Annotated in this window: 5 protein-coding genes; all 5 read right to left on the bottom strand. The window is 29.5% G+C overall.

Annotated elements, in window-relative coordinates; translation table 11 throughout:
• Nucleotides 1-256: 256 nt before the first annotated feature.
• Complete coding sequence (locus WBG30_RS13430) at nucleotides 257-1,495, bottom strand: IS256 family transposase (protein ID WP_424505165.1); 1,239 nt, start codon at nucleotides 1,493-1,495, stop codon at nucleotides 257-259.
• Nucleotides 1,496-1,694: 199 nt separating this feature from the next.
• A complete protein-coding gene (locus tag WBG30_RS13425) occupies nucleotides 1,695-2,363 on the bottom strand; it encodes a response regulator transcription factor (RefSeq protein WP_424505164.1) in 669 nt (222 codons plus the stop codon).
• Nucleotides 2,364-2,468: 105 nt separating this feature from the next.
• Nucleotides 2,469-3,791, bottom strand: coding sequence for a sensor histidine kinase (locus WBG30_RS13420; RefSeq protein ID WP_424505163.1), 1,323 nt, complete (start codon nucleotides 3,789-3,791; stop codon nucleotides 2,469-2,471).
• Nucleotides 3,792-4,038: 247 nt separating this feature from the next.
• Nucleotides 4,039-5,343 (bottom strand): Na+/H+ antiporter family protein, encoded by a 1,305-nt coding sequence (locus WBG30_RS13415; protein WP_424505162.1) that lies wholly within the window; start codon nucleotides 5,341-5,343, stop codon nucleotides 4,039-4,041.
• Between the two features lie 356 nt (nucleotides 5,344-5,699).
• Nucleotides 5,700-6,116 (bottom strand): hypothetical protein, encoded by a 417-nt coding sequence (locus tag WBG30_RS13410; protein WP_424505161.1) that lies wholly within the window; start codon nucleotides 6,114-6,116, stop codon nucleotides 5,700-5,702.
• Between the last annotated feature and the right edge of the window lie 51 nt (nucleotides 6,117-6,167).

Genomic DNA, 6,167 nt, shown 5'->3' with positions numbered 1-6,167 from the left:
CTGTACCCTTTGTCAAGGACATATAAAAAAGAGTGAGGCAATATTTAAGCATTCAAAAGGTGATTCCTGTATTCTACAGGGAGTGTTGCAAGTTTTGTGTAAACTCTAAAAATTAATGTAAAACTTTTATAAAATGAGGAGTAATAATTCTTTAATTATTGCTTCTCGTTTTTAATATATTAGGACTTTCTTTTTTGTATGTCAATAACAGAGCCTAAAATTAGCCTCTTTCAAAAGGTATATTTTAGATTGTCATTTAGTTTAATCTTTCTTCAAAAAATATTTGCAATTGAGAGTAAATTATACCCCAATCTCTTCGGCGCCCAGTCCATTTTCGCGTGATATCCATCGTAGTAAGATAAAGAAGCTTAAATAAACTATCATCTGTAGGAAATACAGATCTACTTTTACTTGTTTTTCTGAGCTGCCTGTTAAATCCTTCGATTGTATTAGTAGTATAAATTAGAGTTCTAATTTCTTGCGGGTATTTAAAATATGTAGCTAAATTTGCCCAATTAGACTTCCAAGAAAGGGCTATTTGTGGGTATTTTCTCTTCCACTTTTCTTCAAAATTATCTAGTTCAAAAAGAGCGATATCTTCAGTATTAGCTTTATAGACTTTTTTTAAATCAATCATAAGTTCTTTAATATCTTTGTACGATACATATCTAGTAGTGTTTCTAATTTGATGAATAATACACTGTTGTATCTCTGTATCAGGAAAAACAGCTGCTATGGCATTAGAAAATCCTGTAAGGCCATCAACACAGATGATTAGGATATCATTAACACCTCTATTTTTTAATTCATTCATTTTAAGTAGCCAGAACTTAGCACTTTCATTTTCACCAACCCACATTCCTAAAACTTCTTTCATCCCATCCATATTAATTCCAATAGCGATATAGACAGCCTTTTTAACTATGCGCCCTTCACTTCGAACATTGTAATGAATTGCGTCCATAAAAACTACAGCATATGTGTCTTCTAATGGTCTATCTTGCCATTCTTTAGCTATAGGAAGAATCTTATCAGTAATTCTACTAATAGAACTTTCGGAGATATCAAAATCATACATATCAGCGACATGAGTCTTAATATCACTAAGAGTCATTCCTTTGGCGAATAAAGAAGTGACTTTTTCTTCAAAGTCTTGGCTTATTGAGCTTTGATGCTTTTTAATAATCTGTGGTTCGAATTCATTATTTCTATCTCTAGGAACATTAATATCAATCTCTCCAGAACTACTTTTTAGTGTTTTTTTAGAATATCCATTTCTAGAATTATCCGTAGGTTTATTACGGTAATCATATTTGCTATAACCAAGTTGTTCCTCAAGCTCTCCATCCAAAGCACCTTCAAGCATTTGCCCCATCATCTCTTTAATTAATGCGCTAAAATCCAAGCTATTATTAGGTGTTTTACTAAGGTATTCTCTAATTAGCTCTTTTCGCGCTAATTCATCAGGGGATAAATCTTTTCTTCTTTTTCTCATAAAAAAACCTCCAAATTAATGTAATTTTAGTTTACACCAATTTGAAGGTTTACACAAAATATGAGACAGACCCTTTTCTAGAAAAAAAGCTTCTATTTTTAGAAGCTTTTTTTCTCCTTCACCCTCTCATTTTTAAATTTTTTCTATACAATATAGATTTTTTCCCTAGAAATTCTAGTGAAATTCCACCTTTTATTTATCAATCTCTATTTTTAAATATATATCCGACACCTCTTATAGATGATATAAGTGGTCTTTCTAGTTTTAATTTTTTTCTCATATTCTTTATACAGGCATCCACAATACTTAGATTTCCTTCAAAATCATATCCCCATACAGATTCCACAATTTTTTCCCGGGAAAGAACAATCTCCTTATTTAAGAAAAAATACTCAATTAAATTATATTCTTTTTTACTCAAAGATACGTCTTTTCCTCTGACAGTTATTTCCTTTGAATCTCTTTTTAGGCTAATCTCTCCATATGTTTCAAACCCATCTGTAAGGTAGTGACTTTTATTTCTTAAAATCACCCTGATTCTAGCGAAGAGCTCTTCAATTTCAAATGGTTTAGTAATATAATCATCAGCTCCTATATCTAGTAAATAGATCTTTGAAATTAAACTATTTTTTGCTGTAAGTACAATTATTGGGATATCTGACTCCTCCCTAATTTTTTTACAAAGATCTTCTCCTGATATATTAGGAATCATAAGGTCTAGAAGTATTATATTAAAAAAATTATTTTTTATCTTTTGTAGTGCACTTTTACCATCAAAAGCCACTTCTATAGTATATCCTTCCCTTAAAAATTCTATTTCTAAAAACTTACTTATTCTTTTATCATCTTCTACTATTAATATTTTCAATTTTCTCTCCTTTATATTAATTATTGATATTTCGTACTAATTAAATTTATATAAATATTAGAGTTCCCTTTTATTTTAAAGGTTTATATCGTGATCAAAGTTCAACTAATTACTAAAATATAGTTTCGAAATTACTCCTACAGTTTCTTTATTTTTTATTTCTACCTGGAAACCAAGTTTTTTTGATATTACTTTTACTATAGATAACCCCAGCCCATGACCTTCAATCTCGTTGTTTCGAGATTTATCTTCCCTATAAAATCTGTCGAAAATCCTATTTAAATTTTCCTCCTTAATATGTTCGCCGTCATTTGAAATAGATAAAAATTCATCACTTATCATAATTTCTATTTTTTTACTGCTCCCATATTTAATAGCATTTTCTATCAAATTAAAAAGCAGTAACTTTATTAAAACTTTATCTGTAGATATTTCTCTATCTCCCTCTATCACTATTTCGCTCTCAGGATATTTAATCAACAAATTCAGATAGATCTTTCTTACTAATTCCCTTAGATTTAGAGTTTCTAGAGTAAGGTCTATATCATTTTGGACTAAAAATAAAAGTTTTTCAATCAATTCAGCACTTTCATTTACAGTATTAGATATTACTCCTACATATTCTTTTATCACGCCTTTATCTCCATCATCTATAGCCCATCGTTCTAACATCCCTGTATAACCTTTCATTACTGTGAGAGGAGTTTTCATCTCATGGGATGCACTATGGATAAAATCCATCTGTTGGTTCTTTTGATCACTCAATCTTATTAACATATTATTTGTGGCATTGATTATATTTTTATTTTCCTCATAATAATCCTCGTTACTTTCTATTAATTTAAAACTTTCACCATAAATATCTAGTCTATTAACTTCTTCTTCTATCTTTTTGATTTGAGATATCATATTTTTATAAAAATATTTATACAAAAATAAAACTGTCAAATTTAAGAAGATAAATATTATTAAAAATATTAAAAATATATCGATAACAAATTCAATATTTTCATCTAGATTTTTAACAATAGTTACCTGAATAGGATTATTTTTATCATCATATATAGTATAATTATAGATGTAATATCTATAAAATTTATACATTGTTACCTCATCCTTTGTGGGAAGATTTTTTAAAATTACATCTCCTTTCTTTAGATAGAAATCATCATTCTTCATAACAATAGAAAGATCACTAAAACTAGGAACCTCACCTAATGCATCTTCGGATTTTTCTCTCAAACTCAGTTCCTCCGAACTCGATATTTCTTCTTTTAAAAAATTAAGTACGACTTGAACTTCTTTTTTTCCATTCCCTTTACTATGGTTCCAACTAAACATAGTTATCTGAACAAATACAGCTAAGATCACTATTACAATTATAAAATATGATTTTTTTAAATCTTTACTTATATATTTTTTTTTCATGCTTATTCCCCCATTTTTTATTGTCTATATTAATCATTCTTGAATTTATTTATAATTTAATTCTTCTTCTCCTAATAAGATACTACCATTTAATGAAGATTTAATGAAAAAATAAATTATTATCTAACTATTCAATCACTTCTTTCATCATCCTTTTTATTATCAGATGACTTTTTAAAATTTAATTTTTTGAAGTTAATAATTATTTAAAAATCTAAAAAGGCACTCTTAAGAGTGCCTTTTTAGATTAAAATATCATTGCCCCAACTATACCAAATATTACAAGGGGAATATTAAAGTGTAAAAAAGTAGGGACACATGTATCCCAAATATGATCGTGTTGGTTATCTGCATTAAGACCTGCAGTAGGCCCTAATGTACTATCTGAAGCAGGAGACCCTGCATCTCCAAGGGCTGCTGCTGTCCCTATAAGTATTGCAGTTGCAAGAGGACTAAAACCTAATTTTAAACAAAGTGGTACATAGATAACTGCAATAATAGGAATTGTCCCAAAAGAAGTTCCTATCCCCATGGTGATAATAAGTCCAAGAATAATCATTATAAGAGCTGCAAAAAACTTACTGTCTCCAACAATTCCTGCTGTTACATCAACCAAGGCCTGAACTCCTCCAGTTTCTCTGATTACTGCTCCATAACCTGAAGCAACAAGCATTACAAATGCGATAAATCCCATCATATGTATCCCGTTGTTGGTTATTTCGTTGAGACTTTTCCATTTGATTGCTCCAAAAAGTACCATTATTCCCAAACCTACAATTGCACCTAAAGGTAGAGAACCTATAGTTAACTGGATAATTAATGCCATACTCGCTCCCACCAAAGCAGCCAAATGTGATCTTGTAAATTTGACCTCTTCATCTTCAATAAGATCCATTTCAGAAAAATCTAGATTTTCATATTCACGGGGTTTTCTATAACTAATAAATATTGCAACTAAAACTCCAACTACCATCCCCAGAGCTGGGAACATCATTCCTTTCCAAATTATTGATTTTGAAATTTCCATTCCATTTGCTGTCATTTGATCAGCTATAATTCCATGAAAGATCAATCCAAAACCTACTGGCAGAGCGATATAAGGTGTTTTCAGCCCAAAGGTAAGGGCACAAGCTACACCTCTTCTATCAATTTTTAATACATTCATAATTTTTAACAATGAAGGAATAAGAATTGGTATAAATGCAATATGAACTGGGATAAGATTCTGGGATAAACAACTAATACATGCAATGATAATTAGTAGTACAGCCCTTTTCCCCTTTATTGTTTTGGCTATTTTTTTAGATAATAATGTAGCCAGTCCGGTTTCGTGTATTGCTGTAGCCAAAGCTCCAAGTAATATATAACTAAGTGCTGTTTCAGCATTTCCACCCATTCCTCCTACTAATATACTCATAACTTCATTTAGAGGGATACCTGATATAAGTCCTCCAAATAATGCTGCTATAATAAGGGATAATATGACATTCAAGTTTAAAAGACATAAAACACTCATCAAAATAACTGATAATAAAACTGGGTTTGTTAACATAAAATTTGTTCCTCCTTTTTACTTTTACTGTTCTTTTGCTTTTCTTCTCACATGATAAATATAAAGATAATATAGATATACCATATATCTGCCACATGAAATAATATACTATTCCCTAAAAAAATACAACCTTAAACAAATATTTAAAATAAAGGAAAAACATAAAAATAAACGAATTTAATAGATAATGCCACTAAGATAAAAATTTCAGCCTTTGATGAAGGCAGAAACTTAATAATACAACATCCCGATGGAAAGACCAGAAGAGGAAGAATAAGCTAATCAAGAAAAAAGAGTTTCACTGAAGTTTATCAGTGAAACTCTTTTTTCTTGAATCAAATTCATATTAAATATGCTTATTTTTTAGGCAATCTATATACTCCTCTATTTATTCCATCTTGTATAGCAGATCTTATTTTACCTCCACGAACAGTTGCTCCTGCCATTGGTATATTTTCTGTAGCATATAGATCAGGCATTGTATCCTTTAAATTTTTGCCTACTAAATGATTTAAAGCTGAGACATATTTCTCTTTTTCCTTTTTTAACTTAGGATCTTTCATATAATTTTGCCCTTTAAAATTTAACATTCTCATAGACGCTTTTTTTACAATATCATTTTCTAAATCAAATTGTACATTTACTTGAACTTCTCCAATAGAATTACTGTCTCGATCAATAAAATTTCCTCTATAGGTTCCATCTGAATAAGTAGACCCAAAAGTAATTGCTGATAGTAAAACAAGTGTAACTAAAATAATAATTTTTTTCATTTTATTCCTCCTAATTTATTTATACTATGTAACTTCAATAATAATATCATA

Source organism: Psychrilyobacter sp., assembly GCF_049671765.1.
In the GTDB taxonomy this organism is placed as follows: Bacteria; Fusobacteriota; Fusobacteriia; order Fusobacteriales; family Fusobacteriaceae; genus Psychrilyobacter.
The sequence above is the reverse complement of the archived record's forward strand: the minus strand, read 5'-3'. Positions and strand labels throughout refer to the sequence as shown.

What these genes read in the sequence shown, in the direction of transcription:
- WBG30_RS13420 (WP_424505163.1), bottom strand. Translation starts at nt 3,791, where the DNA reads ATGAAAAAAAAATATATAAGTAAAGATTTAAAAAAATCATATTTTATA.
- WBG30_RS13415 (WP_424505162.1), bottom strand. Translation starts at nt 5,343, where the DNA reads ATGTTAACAAACCCAGTTTTATTATCAGTTATTTTGATGAGTGTTTTA.
- WBG30_RS13430 (WP_424505165.1), bottom strand. Translation starts at nt 1,495, where the DNA reads ATGAGAAAAAGAAGAAAAGATTTATCCCCTGATGAATTAGCGCGAAAA.
- WBG30_RS13410 (WP_424505161.1), bottom strand. Translation starts at nt 6,116, where the DNA reads ATGAAAAAAATTATTATTTTAGTTACACTTGTTTTACTATCAGCAATT.